This is a genomic window from Flavobacterium aquicola (assembly GCF_003385115.1).
In the GTDB taxonomy this organism is placed as follows: Bacteria; Bacteroidota; Bacteroidia; order Flavobacteriales; family Flavobacteriaceae; genus Flavobacterium; species Flavobacterium aquicola.
Genome location: NZ_QUNI01000005.1, coordinates 349,803 through 364,605 on the forward strand (window position 1 = coordinate 349,803; position 14,803 = coordinate 364,605).

Genomic DNA, 14,803 nt, shown 5'->3' on the forward strand with positions numbered 1-14,803 from the left:
TTGATGTTTCACAGCATACAAGATTAATAAGTCAAAAATGATGTATCCCAAGTTCTCATTGATTATAGCCTCCTATAATATACTTGAACCAATAGCAAATATGCATTGGGATAGAGGTGAGTTTTGTAAAGATGCCTAGATATGTTAGTAGTATGTACGGTATTACACTAAAGAGAACTTAATTGAGTAGATTATGGCAAATAAACTAAAACGAGCGAGACAAAAGACGTATTCTCAGGTAGGAATGGTAAAGATTGTTAAGAAAGTATGCGAGTTATATGATACTGGATTATATACACTGGAAAGCTGTTGTGAAAATGCAGAAGTACCAATAAGGACGTGGACTAACTGGTGGTCTACTTATAGGAAAAGCCCATATAATGATAAGATAAAAGTACACTGTCTTGCCGAAGTTGCCACTCTATGGGAGTCTAGTCAAGCTATTGTACAAGATTTGGCTAAAGGAGAATTAAAGGAAGTAGGTGAAAGTATGATGCTTAAGCTTATTAAGGGCTGGGAATATAAAGAAATAAAAACTCATGTTAAGATTAAAAAGGGTGCAGATGGGCAGGAGATTTTAATTCCGGTTAGGCATACGATTGCCACTAAACAGATATTACCCAATGCAGGAATGATACAATTTGCATTGAAAATTGTTAACCCTGAGAAGTATGGAGGGCGTTCTGCTAATGTCAGCGTGGAAGTAGATTCAAGTAATAATTTAAGATTAAGATCACTAGCTGAGATACAAGCTGAGATAGACGAGCTAAATAGTGATTTGAATGAAAATAAGCAGTAAAATAAATCAAAATAAACCATAAATACATAGTATAATGTTGGGTCAAAAGTCAGTTATTCATTAGTTTTACAAGAAATATATGGCTATCAGTATTTATACAATTGGTTATGGAAATCGCCAGATTTCAAATTTTATCCAATTACTTCAGAAATTCGAAATTGAAATTTTAATTGATGTTCGAACAAATCCATTTTCTCGTTTCAATCCTGAGTTCAGAACAAAGAAATTGGAACTACATTTAATAAATCATGAAATCAAATATCTTTTTTTAGGAACTGAACTTGGAGGTAAACCCTCCGATTTGAGTTGTTATACAAATGGAGAAGTTGATTATTCAAAAATTCAATTCAAAGATTTCTTTATTGAAGGAATTGAACAAGTTGTCAATCTCAATCTTGATGGTCTTAAAATAGCTTTAATGTGTGCGGAGCAATCTCCTTTACAATGCCATCGAAAAGCTTTGATTGGTGATTATTTGAAAGATAAAGGTTTTGAAATCCTTCATATTGATAAGGACGGAAGCCTTTTGAATGAGCTTTTCTAAATAGTAACCTTTTCTAAACATCCCTTTAAAAAACTTTAGTAATGGAAAAATATATAGCATATTATAGGGTTAGCACCCAAAAACAAGGGAACTCAGGATTGGGTATTGAAGCCCAGAAATCGTCAGTTAGCAAATTTATAAATTATGGCAATGAATTGTTTGCCGAGTTTCAGGATATTGAAAGCGGAAAAAATAACAATAGACCAAACCTAATTAAAGCAATTGAAGAATGTAAAAAACAAGGAGCAACTTTACTTATTGCCAAACTTGATCGTTTAAGCCGTAACGCTTCATTTATTTTAACTTTGAGAGATAGTCAGGTAAAATTTAAGTGTTGTGATATGCCAGACGCCAATTCTGTTACGATCGGTATTATGGCAATTCTTGCACAGGATGAACGAGAACGAACAAGTCAACGAACTAAAGATGCATTAGCAGAATTGAAACGGAAAGGAGTAAAACTTGGCTCTCCTCAAAATTTGAACTTAGAAGCAAGACAAAAAGGGTTAGTAGCAAGAAAGCAGAATGCCATCGAAAACGAAAATAATCTAAAAGCTACTGCTTTGATTGATGGACTTCAAAAACAGGGGAAATCTTTTTATTTTATTACTAAAGAATTGAATAGATTAGGCTTCAACACACGGAGAGGAAAGGCATTTACTCAAGTTCAAACTAAAATATTATTTGAACGAACAAAAAATTAAATTTTAATGTTCCCAAATAATTCTGAAAGGGATATATTCAGTGCTTTAGCTAATATAGTTAATGTAGTAACATTTGGTGTTACCCTACCTTTCTCTATTTTATAAAGATATTGCCTATCCTTGCCAACCATTTCTGCTAATTCAGTTTGGGTTAAGTTTTTTAATTTTCTGAATATGACAATCTGCTCTCCCACTAGCTTTGGGATTTCATTCGACAATCGTGATATTTCAATTTCAGATAGGCTACGCATACATGCAAGTTGCATGTAAATACATTAAATTTTGTAACCTTAAAATACTACATTTTTATATATTTACATTCTAATTTTAAAATAAATAAATATGAAAATAATAAAATACTTATTTGCAATCTTGTTTGTCCTGAGTGGTTCAGGAGGTTTAATTAAAGGTTCAATAATTGCAGGTGCTCTTTTAATCATTTTAGGAATTCTAATATTACCTCCAATTTCTGTAGAGCTAAGTCAGAAAATAAAATTTTGGAATTATAGGGGTTTTAGATATGGAATGTACACCATTTTCTTTTTACTAATTGGGGCTACAATGAAAGAGCTTCCAAAAAGAAAAAAAGAGAACCCTACTGAAGTTTCTAAAATCAGTTTTAGTACAGCTCCAAAATCAGAAGTAAAATCAAAAGTAAAACTAGTTAACTTTCAAAAAGAAGAAATTCAAATTGACAATTCTGATTTTTGGAATAAGTTTGACCCAATAGTAAAAGAAAGAGTTTACAAAATGATAAAAGAAAAAGATTGTGCTGGTTTACAGGAAGAATTCAATGTAACTGCAGACAACTTGGATAGATTACAAGCTAGTGGAAGAAGCGGAGAGAGAAATTTAGATCTAATGAATTTCTTGGAGGAACAGATGAAGAATTTGGGATGCCACTAGAAATATTTTTTCGTCTCAAGCATTTGATGGGCTTTTAAGTGAGAATAAGTAACGAAATTAATAGTAGGAAAGAAAAGCAAGTGTTTTTAATTAATCAATTGTATAAAAAGTTAATTATATTTGATTAGTATGGAATGAATAGTAAGATATTGGAAAGAAAAAATGATTTGATTATTCAAAATCTTAAATTACTATACTTTTTTTATTATTTACATTTATATAATTTATTTTCGACTTGACTACATCTGAAAAATTAAAAAACATCACTGATAGGGCACTTTTTGAAAGGATTGCGGCATCAATATTACGAGTCAAATTTCCACAATTGGCAAATTTGATTGAGGCAGGTGTCAATGAAAAAGGAGAAACGATAAAGAGCCCTGTTGATGGATTCTCAAAATCTTCGAATGATGAATTTTGCTACATTGAATATACAACTGATGATTCTAACCTTAAAGAGAAGTGGCTACATGATCCCCAATTATATAAAGGAAAGAAAAAAAAGGATCCTAAACCTGAAGGTGATTTATTGAAAGCGATTACAGAAGCTAAAAAAACGAAAATACTTTTAACGGAATCAAAATTCACTATTTATCTTGTGACAAATCAAAAAGTTGATTCTGATTTATTTACACTAGCTAATAAAACTGCAGATAATGAAGATGTTAAATTAGAAATTATTGAATTATCAATTCTTAGTGACTTTTTAGATCATACTGCTTATGGTCATTGGATAAGAAAAACTCTTTTAGGTATTGAAGCTGAACTACTCTCAACACAGCTTTTTAAAGATATTTCATTAAAAAACAAAAAAAACTATGCTTCAGACTTTTCAATTAATCCTAAAATTTTACACACTCGAAATGAATTTGAAACAATATTAGATGAGTTAAACAGCTCTGATTCTTTAGTGCATTTTATTACAGGTGAATCAGGGATGGGAAAGAGTAGCTTAGCATACTGGTTGATGGATAATTATATCTCTTCTGAAAAAGTTTCATTAAAAATTAGTCCTGAAGTTGTATCAAATTCAATAAATTTAGAAACTGCTATTTTTGACCAATTGAAACTTCATCATAGGAATTTATTTTACGATGAAAACCAATTTCAATCTATAATTAAGGAAGTTTCGAGTATTTTAATAATAATCGACGATATTAACACAAGCTCAAACCCTCGTAAATTAATTGAGAAGATAATCTCTTGGAAAAGTAATAGCATTGACGGGAATTTGTTAAGAATAAAGATTGTTTGCCCAATATGGCCAATACACTTCAATTACTTTCAATCGGCTACTAATGAAAATCCATCGTTTACTTATAGCTCTCTGAAAGAATACAGAGATTTCGATAGTACACTACATATCAAAAATGTCTTAGTTCAAGCAAACATTCCTGCAAGTAAGTTTCAAATTAAAGAATTGTCAAGTAAGTTAGCACATGACCCTTTATTAATTGATTTATTTACCTCAGTAGTAAGTAAAATTGAGGATTTAAATAATATTTTTTTTCAAAGTATAATTGGTACTTATATTAAAAAAAACATTAATGAGATTGCTTATAATTTAAACGTATTAGAAATTAATTTAACAGAAAGTCTTTGTGAATTGGGTAATTTGATGCTATTTAATAAAAATTTTACTCCGTCATATGAAGAGCTAAAATCTTGGATAAATCCCGATACTCTAAAAAAATTAGATTCTCTCTTTGTTAACAGAAAGTTAGTGTCAATTAGTGGAGAAAATATGGTTCTCTTTAGGCACGATAGAGTACGTGATGTAATTTTAAGTAATTCGCTACAAAATATAATAAAGGATGATGTTTTAGCTATACACGCCTTTTTGATGTCTGATCCTTATTTATCAAATATTATATCTCTATCAATAAGTAAAAGAGAATTAAAAGAAAATGATATACAATATTTACTCTCAGTTAATCCTACAGTTGTTTTTTCACATTTATTGGACGCAAAAAAAGGGCATAATAATATTTATTATTCGTTTTTGTTGACAATGGTAAGGAAATGGAATTTAGAAAATATCAAAGAAAATAAAGTAAGTAGTTCTGTTATTCATCATATTTTATTGCAACTGTTTTATTCTGATGCAGAAGATATAATGTTAATTACTGAACATTTTCCGGAAGATAATCATTTTTTACATTTGACTCGTTTTAAAAACGGGAATACAATCTCGGGATTAAAGTATCTATCTGTTTTTGCGGATTTTGAGCCTACGTACGGCAACAAGCAAAGAGAAGAAACTATGGAACATGTAAGATCAAAATTTTATGCTGTAACAGAAAAAAACATTATTAAATATCTATTTGATTCACAATTTGAAAGTAGTAAATCTATAAGATTTTTATATCTATTGAGTGGTTATTGGAAATCTGAAAATTTAGCTGAATACATTTATAAATCATGGTTAAAAAATGAAAATCACAAAGAAAGTAATTTGCTGTATGCTTTATGGGCGATATTACAATGCTTTGGAGAAAAATCGTCAACATATGCAAAATATATCCTTCAAGAATGGGAAGCACTACAAGTTGAAGGTGAAGAAAGAAGTGGATTTCCTAAAGGAATTAAAAATAACATTACTTATTCCATTTCTAAATGTAAATGGGATATGCTTAATGATGATCAGATTAATTTGCTTGAAAAATTTAAAAAAAGAAAAATTGGCGAAGAAATTATTCATAATATTTTTTATAAGCAAGATTCCATTGTTGCTTTAAAATATACACTGCTTAGAAAAGCAGAAATTAAACGTGTTGCTCATCCACACAGTACAGCTTCACTTATGATTTCCCTAGACAAGACATGGAGTCCTAAAGATCATGGAAAACAATTATCATTAAATAGTCATGCCTTTTTAAAAACAATATGGTCAAATAGAAAAAAAGAAAAAAATTTGCGGAAATATTCATTTTATGATTGGTGTGATAGTGCTTCGCAAACTGAATTACTTTCAGGACTAAAAGAAGTACTGCCAGCTGATAAAACTCTTTTTGTTGAATCAATATACAAAAGAGCTCGCGTTGGAGATTATAGTGTTGAGGAGGTTGTTTTAAAATTATTGGTGAAATATCCTAGATTACTTTCTGTGTTACCTAATATTTGGTCAGATAAAATAAAATGTGAAGTTGAAATATTGTTATGCAATAATAAATTCTTTGATTTTGAAGATATAAAAGATCTAATGAATTTTATCCCTGAATCTGATGCGGAATATTATCTTTTAAAATATCAGAATATATTTGGGCATGATGATGTTCTTCTACAAATAGCATTATATGTAGCAACCGATGAAACGAGAAAGTTGGCTGCAGATATTTTTTTAAAATCTGATAAAAAAGATGAGTTATTTAGATTTACGCAATTTACATATGGATGTTATGAGCTTGGAAAAGAAGAAAAAATAACCATTCATAAATTAAATAGTTTAATTCCATATTTAGGATATTTCGACGAATCTAGCATAAACGTATTTGCTAGCCAATGCCAACGTTCAGGCTATATTGAATGGTCTAAAAATAATTTATACTCCTTCATGATTGAGGCTGATAAAAAAGATTTCTTCCCTACTGATGATGATGTAATTCTAGAATTAAAAGAGTTTAGTCTTTCAAGTAAAATACACTGGGTCGATGATTGGTGTAAAAGACTTGAGAAGAGAGGGGTTGATTATTTAAGATTTATTAGTATTCTTTCAAAATTTGCAAAGTATGAGAATTCTTTATTTGGTTTAATGGTTTTTGGTAGATGTCTAGAAATAATTGGAAAGAGAAAAGACATAGAACTTCTGGACAGTTATTGTTTGGAGACAGGTTATTTATTTGAGGCAGAAGAACTAATTAGAGATACAAAGTATACTATTATGAGGAACACATTGATTTAGACAAAAAGATTACTAAATCTCTTTATTCTGTTTATGCGATATTGTGTTTTAGTCTAAAAGTTTGCATAATTGAATGATTTAGTATTGTGTAAACTGAAATTTAATAATTGGTTGAAAACAAATATTATCCAGCCTATTTTCTATTTTTGTACCTTTAAACAAACTTACAAGCATTAACAATGAACCAGACGCTACTAACAAGATTATTTAAATCTATCGAAGGAAACAAAGAAGAACCTTTGGTAAGGATAGCTTATACCATTATTGATGATGAAAGAAAAAAAGGTCATACTAAATTAGCGGATAAACTAGATACAATCTTAGAAGGAAATTTAGTAAAATGGATAGAGCCTCAAAAGAATGAATCAAAACTAAAATTAACGAAGAATAGAGATGATGTTTTTAAGATTCCAGCAGATAGGAGATATAGATTGCCACTCGCAAGTCATGTTGATAGAGAATTTCTTAGACATCACATGGTATTGTCGGAAAATGTAGAATATAAGATTGAAAGGATTGAAAATGAATATGCAGCTAAAGAAAGACTAGCTAATCATGGTTTAAAACCTCGACAAAAAATTTTACTATATGGTTCGTCAGGTTGTGGAAAGAGTATGTCTGCAGAACGGATCGCTTGGAATTTAGGGCTTCCTTTTTATAAAGTTCGATTTGATGCGATTATGTCGTCATATTTGGGTGAATCATCTGCAAATCTAAAATCTCTTTTCGACTCATTAAAAGACTTTCCCTGTGTTTTATTGCTTGATGAATTTGACATTATAGCAAAGAAGAGAGAAGGTCAAAATAATGATGTAGGAGAAATTCATAGAATAGTGAACATTCTTTTAGGTTTACTTGAAGAATATGAGTCTCCAGGAATACTTATTGCTACAACCAATCTGGAAGAATCTATTGATACTGCATTGTTTAGAAGATTTGATGATATAATTCAAATTCCTAGACCTAATCAGGAAGAAATTTTAGGATTACTTCAAATGACTTTGTCATCACTGAAACTTGGAAAAGATATTAATTTGACAGATCTTTCAAATAAAATGTTAGGATTTTCCTCTGCTTTGGTTGTAAAAGTTGCAAACGATGCAGCAAAACTTTCAGTGATAAAAAATCAAAAAGAAATTTCATTATTAAACTTGGAAAAAGCATTAGTAGAAAACATAGCTTTTAACAAGTAAAATTATTATATGGAGAAATTTCCACACTTAAAACTTGCACAAAAAATTACTGGCTCACCCAGACTTTTTGGTGGTGGAGATAAAAGTCAACGTTCAAAAGAGAATATTGAGAATAGACGTTATCATGCAAATCACTTAAATCAACAAACTAATCAACTAAAGCAACTTTGGGATGAAAATATAGTTAAAAGACAAGAATTAGGGTTACCTGATTTAAATCCAAATATAGTTCCTGTGTTTTTAAAAGTTGATCCATCATCATTTGATGTCGAAGCTGCATTTGCTGGATTTAATATAAATGTTATATCTGAAAATGAAGATGGATATATAATTGGAGCTTCATTTGATGGTCTCCAAGGGTTGCGAGAGAAAATAAATAGGTTTTTAGAAGAAAAAGGTAGAGATAAAGATCAAGCATCTCAACTTTGGGAAATCCTATCAGAAAAAAAATGGCGTACAGAATATATCTTGTCTGAAGCTTTACTTCGAGAATGGGATACAATTATTGATGAAGAATTATATATTGTTGACGTAGCTATTGCATGTTATAAACAAATTATGCAAGAGCCAGATCCGAAAGTAAGGGGTTATGATAAAAAAATTCAAGAATATAGATCGCAATTAATAGCAAAAGATGAATTATTTGCTGAAAGACAAAGTGATTTTGAAAGATTTGTATTTGAGTATAGTGCTGAGTTTTTAAGCAGCTATTTAGAGTCTAATGATTCCTTTTCATGTAGAATTGAAATTGCAGGAAAAGGACTGAAAGATATTGTTATAAATTATCCTTTTATCTTCGAAGTGACAGAAGCATGTGAAGTTGGTCTAGGGGAAATTAATTCTGAATCAGAATTTAACGATTATGGTATTAATACTTTAGTTCCTACCCATGACTCACCAAGTATTGTTGTAATTGATAGCGGAATTCAAGAAGATCATAATTTATTAATAGGCGCAATTGACGTTGCTAGATCAAGATCTTATTTGAAGGATGTTCAAGTTGCAGATTTTGTAGCTGGGGGTGGCCATGGAACAAGGGTTGCAGGTGCAATTCTATATCCTAACGGAGTGACAGGAATTACTGAAGATTATCAATTGCCGTTCTTTATAAGAAATAGTCGCGTTTTGGATCACAATAGAAAGCTTCCGCTCTATATTTATCCACCTATTCTAATGACAACAATTGTTAATGATAATAGAGATTGTAAAATATTTAATTTATCAATTAGTACTAAGGTGCCTTGCAGGATCCGACATATGTCGGCGTGGGCATCTTCTATCGATACCTTAATTCACCGAGAAGATATATTATTTGTAATATCAGTAGGAAATATTACAGCACGGGATATAAGTCATTATTTTGCAAAAGGAGATAATTATCCGGATTATTTATTTAAACCCGAAAACAGAATCGCCAATCCAGCACAGAGTAGTTTTGCTTTAGTTGTTGGATCAATAAATCATTCTGATTTTAATGATGGTTTATGGGCATCAATAGGTAACGTTCATGAGGTTTCTCCATTTTCAAGAGTTGGAACCGGTATTTGGGGAATGATAAAGCCAGATGTGGTTGAGTTTGGTGGTGGTTTAGTAAAAATGATAACTGGAAATTTAGTCTCTACAAAAAGTCAGATTTCTCCTGAACTTATCAGGTCTACATTGCACGGTGGGGGACATTATGGAAATGATGATGTTGGTACTTCATATGCTACACCAAAAGTTGCTCATATTGTTGGGCAACTACTTAAATTATATCCAGATGAGGGTATGAATTTGATTAGAGCATTTGTTGTTCAAGGTGCAAGACTACCAAATATGCTATTTAATAATCCAACCTTTGAAGGGTTTAGGCAATTTGGTTATGGTGTTCCATCATTAGAAAGAGTTGTAAATAACACACCACACAGAGTAACATTTTATAATACGAATACTATTCAAGCGGAAGAGGGGCATATATTTTCTCTCAAAATTCCAGAGAGTTTACGATCACAAGGGGATGATTATAGTGTTCTTGTTGAAGTCACTTTATCATATACTGCCGAGACCAGAAGAACTCGACAAAAAACCAAATCTTATTTGGCTACTTGGTTAGATTGGAATTCATCGAAAAAAGGTGAAACTTATCGTGATTATGAGGATTTTGCGATGAAAGAAATTAAGGGAACTGTAAATCATTATGATAATGTTGCTAGGAATCTACTACCCTCGTGGGATTGGAAACTTGGGGAGAGAAATAATTGGGGACAAGTTAGAGGTGTAAGAAGAAATGATAGCACACTTCAAAAAGACTGGACAATAATAAGATCATTTGATTTAACCGAGGAAATATGTTTTTCAGTTCGCGGGCATAAAGGTTGGGATAAAAATAAAAAAGACATTCCCTATGCTTTTGTTGTTACTATAGAAATTTTAGATGCTAACGTTGAAATATATGAAGCTATTAGAATAGAAAATGAAGTTGAAATAGAAACGTAAATATTCTACAGCTACACGAATTTTACGTTTAATTCCGATTTATCTAGTAAAATGTTACGCTAATGTAATATTTTTATATCTTTGTAAAAATATTATATTATGAGCATGGATATAGAAAAACTAAAAAAATTACAAGATAAATTAAATCAGCAACACGTAAAAGAAACTTACGATGAACTTCCGGATGCATTTATACAATTTCTTAAGAGCGAAATTGTAAATTATCATTTACACAAAGTCAAAATAACTGCAAAAAGCAAACAATCTCCCAGAGTATTAAATAGCTGGATTAATAGTGATATTTTATTTGTTGAGGAGGGGGACAAAGGCAAAAATCGTAGATTTGATAAGCTTGAAAGTATTTGGTTAAATATTGTAATTGAGGCAAGAAAATTTGGAATACCATTAGATTCGCTAAAACAAACTAGAAGGGATTTAATGGTATCCCCAATTGAAGGTTTCTCACTTTTGAAATTCAGCGTTTTAGACGCAATATTGAGAAACCCCAAAATTTTAATGATTTATGAGGAAGGGCATACAAATATAATGTCCTTAGAAGCTTATTCAAAAATATTTACTACAGCAACTCTTCCTACTCATATAAACCTCAGGTTGCTTGATTTCATAGAGCCTGAATTTCCCAATAATGCTTTCCAAAGAGATTTTGCAATTGAAAACGTTTATGAAAGCGAGGAAAAGATGACGCTTTTGTATTTTCTCAAAACCGGTGATTTTAAATTCATAAAACTTTATATTGATGAAAAAGAGAGCGATGTAAGATTAATTGAAAATTCAAATTTAGTTTTTCAAAATAAAGACCTATTTACTGCAATATCATTATGGTCATTTAAAAAAGTTGAAATATATCTTGTTGATGATATTAAGTTAACTATAACAACTTAGGTTATGATTAGTATTGAAAAATGCAAAGAGATACTTAATAAGTCTGAACGTAAATTTACGGATGATGAAGTTAAGAAAATTAGGGATTACTTATATATAGCAGCAACAATAGAAAATGACAAATTCAAAACTGAAACGAAGAAAGACAGCAGTAATATACACTAGAGTATCGACTGATGAACAAAAAGAAAATGGTTTTAGTTTACAGGACCAATTTTCTAAGCTCCAAGCACATTGTGAGAAAAATAATTTTGAAGTTTTAAAGCATTATCAAGACGATCATTCGGCTAAAGATTTTAATCGTCCAGAATTTAAAATATTTTTAAAGGATCTTGAAACTCGAAAAATAAAACCAGATATGTTTATCTGTGTTAGACCAGATAGGTTTTCGAGAAATTTAGAAAATACTTTGCTTATGTTAGGTAAATTCAAATCTCTAGGAATTGAATTTATTACAGTAGAGAATCATACTGAATTAAATAGTCCAGAAAGTCTGTTGCCATTTCTTATTTACAATTTAATGCCTCAAATAGAAAATGAAAGGCGTGGTTTGAATACTAAACAAGGAATGCGACAAGCGCAACGAGAAGGAAGAACCATGGGGAGACCTCCGCTAGGATATTTAAATGAAAAAACAACTAAATCGATTGTGCTTGACCCAATCAACGCCCCGTTAATTAAAAAAGGTTTTGAGGAACTTTCTAAAGGTATTTATACAATTGAAGAAGTGAGGAAAAAATTAATTAATGAAGGATTAAAAGATTGCTGTAAACAAAGTTTTTTAAATCATGTTCGTAATCCATATTACTATGGGGTAATTATTTTGTCTAAATGGAAAGATGAGCCAGAAGAAGAATTTTTGGGACAACATGAGCCGTTAATATCAAAGCAAAAATTTGATGAAGTTCAAGATATAATTTCTGGAAGGAAAAAGAAAACGCCAGTTAAACTAACAAGGAAACAAGAATTACCATTAAGAGGGCATTTATTTTGTAATAGTTGTCAAGGTAAATTAACTGGTAGTAGGTCAACAAGTAGAAATGGCTCGAGGCATTTTTATTACCATTGTCAAAAGGGTTGTAAAGAACGATTTAGAGCAGATATAGCGAATAGTGTTTTTGAAGACTACTTGGACTCTTTTAGAATAGATAAAAACGTTCTGGAGCTTTATATGGCCATTCTTGAAGATGTATTTAATCAAGATGAACAAGAGAGGTATAAAGAAATCACAAAGCTTGAAGAAAAAATTAGGCAAACTAATTTAAAATTGACTTCTTTACAGGACAAATATTTGGCTGATTCATTTGGTTTGGAAGAATATAAATCGATTAAGTTTAGAATACAAGATGAACTAAAAAGGCTAGAGATTGAGAAGGAAGAGTTGAGAATAGACAAATCAGCCTTTAAGCAATATTTTGATTATGGATTTTTATTTTTATTTAATATGAAGAGATACTATCTAAGTGCAGATTTAGAAGTAAAACAAAAAATTATTGGTTCGATATTCCCAGAAAAAATTATATTTTTTGAAAATAGTTATCGAACCACTCAGGTGAATGAGTTACTTACCCTTTTGACCTTAAATATCAATGAGTTGGGACTTGTTAAAAAAGAAAAAGCCATTCCGAAGAATGGCTTGTCCACTTATGCTCCCCCTCTTGGGCTCGAACCAAGGACCCTCTGATTAACAGTCAGATGCTCTAACCAACTGAGCTAAGGAGGAATCACCTTAAAGGTATGTATGTTTGCTAAAAAAAGTTTGCTCCCCCTCTTGGGCTCGAACCAAGGACCCTCTGATTAACAGTCAGATGCTCTAACCAACTGAGCTAAGGAGGAAGTTGTTGCTCTTTTTAGCGAGTGCAAATATAGGATTAAATTTAAATGTAGCAAACAAAAAAAGCAAAAATAACAATCTTTTTTATTTGCCTACAATCGCTTTATAAATATCATTTCCATTAGCAAAAAGTAATAGGCTGATAAGCAATACAAAACCAACCATTTGTGCATTCTCTAAGAATTTGTCACTTGGTTTTTTACCGCTAACAATTTCAAACAATAAAAACATCACATGACCACCATCAAGTGCTGGAATAGGCAATAAGTTCATTACACCAAGCATAATTGATAAAATAGCTGTAATGCTCCAGAAAAGCTCCCAGCTCCAAGTGTCAGGAAAAATATTATAAATAGCATGAAATCCTCCAACTTGTTTGTAGGCTTTGGTTTCAGGGTTAAAAATCATTTTTAATTGTTTTCCATAACCAAATAACTTGTCTTTTCCTGTTTCAATGCCAACCGGAATAGATTCTAAAAATCCGTATTCTTTAGTGCTCACTTTATAGTAGCCAAGTTTCTCTAGTGAAGCCAAGCTAATTCCTCCAGCGTTCACTCCTAGTTTTCCGTCTTTAGATACAATTAGAGTTATTGGTGTTTCTTTTAGATCGCGCAAAACAATCGCAGGAATTGTTTTTCCTTTATTAGCGTCTAAAATAGGTTTAGCTTCATCAAAATATTTAATTTTTTGACCGTTAAGCGAAACAATTAAATCTTTGACTTTTAAATTTTGATTTGGATATTCATCAGAAATAGCGCCAATTGTATAAGGCATACGTATTTTAACTAATAATCCTTTTTCTTCTTTGGATAATTGATCAATAAAATCTTTAGGTATTGTAAGGGTTTGTTTTTGTCCGTTTCTTTCAATTAAAACGTTTTTTCCCATTACAATGTTCATGTTCAAATCGTTGTCAAAATTTTCTACTTTTGATCCATCAATTGCAATGATTTTATCCCCTGTTTTAAAACCAGCTTTAATCATCGCTGGATTTTCAAACCAATATCCATCTTTAATGTCAGAATTAGCAATAAACGTATCCCCATAAACAAAAGCCATACCTATATATATAATGAATGCAAGTATAAAATTTACCGTTACTCCGCCCAGCATAATGATCAAACGCTGCCAAGCCGGTTTAGAACGAAATTCCCAAGGCTGTGGAGGCAAGGCCATTTGTTCCTTGTCCATGCTCTCATCAATCATTCCGGATATTTTTACATAACCGCCAAGAGGCAGCCAGCCAATACCATATACAGTTTCACCAATTTGTTTTTTAAACAGTGAATACTTTACATCAAAAAACAAATAAAATTTCTCGACTCTGGTTTTAAATAATTTGGCAGGGATAAAATGTCCTAATTCGTGCAGTATAATAAGTAATGATAAGCTCAATAAAAATTGAGAAAGCTTGATAACTATTTCCATTTTTTAATTTTCGGTTCTTTAATGACGGACAAAAGTACTGTTTTCTATTTTATTTATTATGCAATATTTTTTGGTATCGCTTTAAAACTTTGTTAATTAATGTGTTTTTTATTTTA

The 14,803-nt window shown here is 30.9% G+C and carries 11 protein-coding genes and 2 tRNA genes; 9 read left to right on the top strand and 4 right to left on the bottom strand.

The features are described 5' to 3' along the window. Nucleotides 1–193: 193 nt before the first annotated feature. The 3 genes from C8P67_RS11175 to C8P67_RS11185 all read left to right on the top strand — a co-directional run bounded on the left by C8P67_RS11175 (nt 194) and on the right by C8P67_RS11185 (nt 2,047). Nucleotides 194–799 (top strand): hypothetical protein, encoded by a 606-nt coding sequence (locus tag C8P67_RS11175; protein WP_115813254.1) that lies wholly within the window; start codon nt 194–196, stop codon nt 797–799. A gap of 79 nt (nt 800–878) precedes the next feature. Next, complete coding sequence (locus C8P67_RS11180; RefSeq protein ID WP_115813255.1) at nt 879–1,343, top strand: DUF488 domain-containing protein; 465 nt, start codon at nt 879–881, stop codon at nt 1,341–1,343. A 41-nt stretch (nt 1,344–1,384) separates the two neighbouring features. After that, the gene (locus C8P67_RS11185; RefSeq protein WP_115813256.1) at nt 1,385–2,047 is read left to right on the top strand and encodes a recombinase family protein; all 663 of its coding nucleotides are present in this window, start codon (nt 1,385–1,387) and stop codon (nt 2,045–2,047) included. Here the strand turns inward: C8P67_RS11185 and C8P67_RS11190 are convergent. After that, nucleotides 2,044–2,298, bottom strand: coding sequence for a helix-turn-helix domain-containing protein (locus C8P67_RS11190; RefSeq protein ID WP_170141453.1), 255 nt, complete (start codon nt 2,296–2,298; stop codon nt 2,044–2,046). The two genes, C8P67_RS11185 and C8P67_RS11190, sit on opposite strands and share 4 nt — an antisense overlap. A gap of 91 nt (nt 2,299–2,389) precedes the next feature. On the opposite strand from C8P67_RS11190, the gene C8P67_RS11195 reads away from it, so the two are divergent. The 6 genes from C8P67_RS11195 (at nt 2,390) to C8P67_RS11220 (ending at nt 13,109) form a co-directional block, all read left to right on the top strand. Next, entirely contained in the window at nt 2,390–2,953 is a 564-nt protein-coding gene (locus tag C8P67_RS11195) for a hypothetical protein (protein ID WP_115813258.1), read from the top strand. 235 nt (nt 2,954–3,188) lie between these two features. Further along, a complete protein-coding gene (locus tag C8P67_RS11200) occupies nt 3,189–6,854 on the top strand; it encodes a hypothetical protein (RefSeq protein ID WP_115813259.1) in 3,666 nt (1,221 codons plus the stop codon). Between the two features lie 179 nt (nt 6,855–7,033). Further along, complete coding sequence (locus C8P67_RS11205; RefSeq protein ID WP_115813260.1) at nt 7,034–8,047, top strand: AAA family ATPase; 1,014 nt, start codon at nt 7,034–7,036, stop codon at nt 8,045–8,047. A 9-nt stretch (nt 8,048–8,056) separates the two neighbouring features. Continuing rightward, nucleotides 8,057–10,522: a S8 family peptidase gene (locus C8P67_RS11210; protein ID WP_115813261.1), complete on the top strand. Its 2,466-nt coding sequence runs from the start codon at nt 8,057–8,059 to the stop codon at nt 10,520–10,522. 99 nt (nt 10,523–10,621) lie between these two features. Beyond that, entirely contained in the window at nt 10,622–11,425 is an 804-nt protein-coding gene (locus tag C8P67_RS11215) for a hypothetical protein (RefSeq protein WP_147298222.1), read from the top strand. A gap of 115 nt (nt 11,426–11,540) precedes the next feature. Continuing rightward, complete coding sequence (locus C8P67_RS11220) at nt 11,541–13,109, top strand: recombinase family protein (protein ID WP_115813263.1); 1,569 nt, start codon at nt 11,541–11,543, stop codon at nt 13,107–13,109. Here the strand turns inward: C8P67_RS11220 and C8P67_RS11225 are convergent. The 3 genes from C8P67_RS11225 to rseP all read right to left on the bottom strand — a co-directional run bounded on the left by C8P67_RS11225 (nt 13,075) and on the right by rseP (nt 14,687). Further along, nucleotides 13,075–13,148: transfer RNA gene (locus tag C8P67_RS11225), tRNA-Asn, on the bottom strand. The two genes, C8P67_RS11220 and C8P67_RS11225, sit on opposite strands and share 35 nt — an antisense overlap. A 39-nt stretch (nt 13,149–13,187) precedes the next feature. Further along, nucleotides 13,188–13,261: transfer RNA gene (locus C8P67_RS11230), tRNA-Asn, on the bottom strand. Nucleotides 13,262–13,343: 82 nt separating this feature from the next. Further along, the gene (rseP, locus tag C8P67_RS11235) at nt 13,344–14,687 is read right to left on the bottom strand and encodes an RIP metalloprotease RseP (RefSeq protein ID WP_115813264.1); all 1,344 of its coding nucleotides are present in this window, start codon (nt 14,685–14,687) and stop codon (nt 13,344–13,346) included. Nucleotides 14,688–14,803: the final 116 nt, after the last annotated feature.

Excerpts from the sequence above, each read along its gene's own strand:
- C8P67_RS11205 (WP_115813260.1), top strand. The coding sequence starts at position 7,034 with ATGAACCAGACGCTACTAACAAGATTATTTAAATCTATCGAAGGAAAC.
- C8P67_RS11180 (WP_115813255.1), top strand. The coding sequence starts at position 879 with ATGGCTATCAGTATTTATACAATTGGTTATGGAAATCGCCAGATTTCA.
- C8P67_RS11185 (WP_115813256.1), top strand. The coding sequence starts at position 1,385 with ATGGAAAAATATATAGCATATTATAGGGTTAGCACCCAAAAACAAGGG.
- C8P67_RS11190 (WP_170141453.1), bottom strand. The coding sequence starts at position 2,298 with ATGCGTAGCCTATCTGAAATTGAAATATCACGATTGTCGAATGAAATC.
- rseP (WP_115813264.1), bottom strand. The coding sequence starts at position 14,687 with ATGGAAATAGTTATCAAGCTTTCTCAATTTTTATTGAGCTTATCATTA.
- C8P67_RS11195 (WP_115813258.1), top strand. The coding sequence starts at position 2,390 with ATGAAAATAATAAAATACTTATTTGCAATCTTGTTTGTCCTGAGTGGT.
- C8P67_RS11215 (WP_147298222.1), top strand. The coding sequence starts at position 10,622 with ATGAGCATGGATATAGAAAAACTAAAAAAATTACAAGATAAATTAAAT.
- C8P67_RS11220 (WP_115813263.1), top strand. The coding sequence starts at position 11,541 with ATGACAAATTCAAAACTGAAACGAAGAAAGACAGCAGTAATATACACT.
- C8P67_RS11210 (WP_115813261.1), top strand. The coding sequence starts at position 8,057 with ATGGAGAAATTTCCACACTTAAAACTTGCACAAAAAATTACTGGCTCA.
- C8P67_RS11175 (WP_115813254.1), top strand. The coding sequence starts at position 194 with ATGGCAAATAAACTAAAACGAGCGAGACAAAAGACGTATTCTCAGGTA.